We start from the raw sequence: 1,730 nt of genomic DNA, 5'->3' as shown, positions 1-1,730 counted from the left end.
AATCAGAAGTGACTTGCGTATTTAAGTCTGTATCACAAGAATCAGCAGCACAAGCTTCAAGGGCAGCGATATTGGCTGCATTCCAATCGTTAGCTAATTGTTCGTTATCATCACCAGAACACTCAATCGACTGATCAGTTACAGAACAGTTATCAAGGTTAGGAGGTGTTGTATCCTCTAAAGTCAATGTCGCACTCAATGTTGTTGCATTACCACAGTCATCAGTAATGGTATAGACAACAGCGATAGTACCACCAAGACCACAAGTAGATACTAAATTGGTATACGTATAGTTTGATGTTACAGTAATACCAAGATCATCGGCACAAGTTTCAAGTGCAGCAATATTGGCTGAATTCCAATCATTGGCTAATTGTTCATTATCACTACCAGAACACTCAATCGACTCATCAGTAACAGTACAGTTTGACAAATCAGGAATAGTTCCATCATCAAAGGTTAATGTAGCAATTACAGTAGACGCATTTCCACAATCGTCAGTAATAGTATATGTAACATTTAGTGTTCCACAAGGACCACAAGTTGTATTAAGGTTATTAAAATCGTAATCTGAAGTCACCTGACCAGTAAAGTCTGTATCACAAGAATCAATAGCACAAGCCTCAAGCGCTGCAATATTGGCCGCGTTCCAAGCATCAGCAAGTGATTCATTTTCAGTATCAGAACATTCTAAAACTGTATTTTCTACAGTACAATTTGAAAGGTCTGGTGCAACTGTATCTTCAAGTGTCAGTGTTGCATTCAATGTTGTTGCATTACCACAATCATCAGTAATGGTATAGACAACAGCGATAGTACCACCAAGACCACAAGTAGATACTAGGTTAGTAAAGGCAAAATCAGAAGTGACTTGCGTATTTAAGTCTGTATCACAAGAATCAGCAGCACAAGCTTCAAGGGCAGCGATATTGGCTGCATTCCAATCGTTAGCTAATTGTTCGTTATCATCACCAGAACACTCAATCGACTGATCAGTTACAGAACAGTTATCAAGGTTAGGAGGCGTTGTATCTTCAAGAGTTAATGTCGCATTCAATGTTGTTGCATTACCACAGTCATCAGTAATGGTATAGACAACAGCGATAGTACCACCAAGACCACAAGTAGATACTAAGTTAGTATAGGCAAAATCAGAAGTGACTTGCGTATTTAAGTCTGTATCACAAGAATCAGCAGCACAAGCTTCAAGGGCAGCGATATTGGCTGCATTCCAATCGTTAGCTAATTGTTTGTTATCATCACCAGAACACTCAATCGACTGATCAGTTACAGAACAGTTATCAAGGTTAGGAGGCGTTGTATCTTCAAGAGTTAATGTCGCATTCAATGTTGTTGCATTACCACAATCATCAGTAATGGTATATGTAACAGTGATTGTACCACCAAGACCACAAGTAGATACTAAGTTAGTAAAGGCAAAATCAGAAGTGACTTGCGTATTTAAGTCTGTATCACAAGAATCAGCAGCACAAGCTTCAAGGGCAGCGATATTGGCTGCATTCCAATCGTTAGCTAATTGTTCGTTATCATCACCAGAACACTCAATCGACTGATCAGTAACAGTACAGTTATCAAGGTTAGGAGGCGTTGTATCTTCAAGAGTTAATGTCGCACTCAATGTTGTTGCGTTACCACAGTCATCAGTAATGGTATAGACAACAGCGATAGTACCACCAAGACCACAAGTCGATACTAAGTTAGTATAGGCA

1 pseudogene is annotated in these 1,730 nt (G+C 39.3%); it reads right to left on the bottom strand.

Annotation, left to right across the window (positions count from 1 at the left end):
* Window positions 1–1,730 (bottom strand): annotated as a pseudogene (locus KWG70_RS17635) (hypothetical protein); the annotation flags it as partial.

The organism is Psychroserpens luteolus, assembly GCF_021032705.1.
Taxonomy (GTDB): Bacteria; Bacteroidota; Bacteroidia; order Flavobacteriales; family Flavobacteriaceae; genus Psychroserpens; species Psychroserpens luteolus.
Note: the sequence above shows the minus strand (reverse complement) of the source record. Positions and strands in the feature narration are given on the sequence as shown.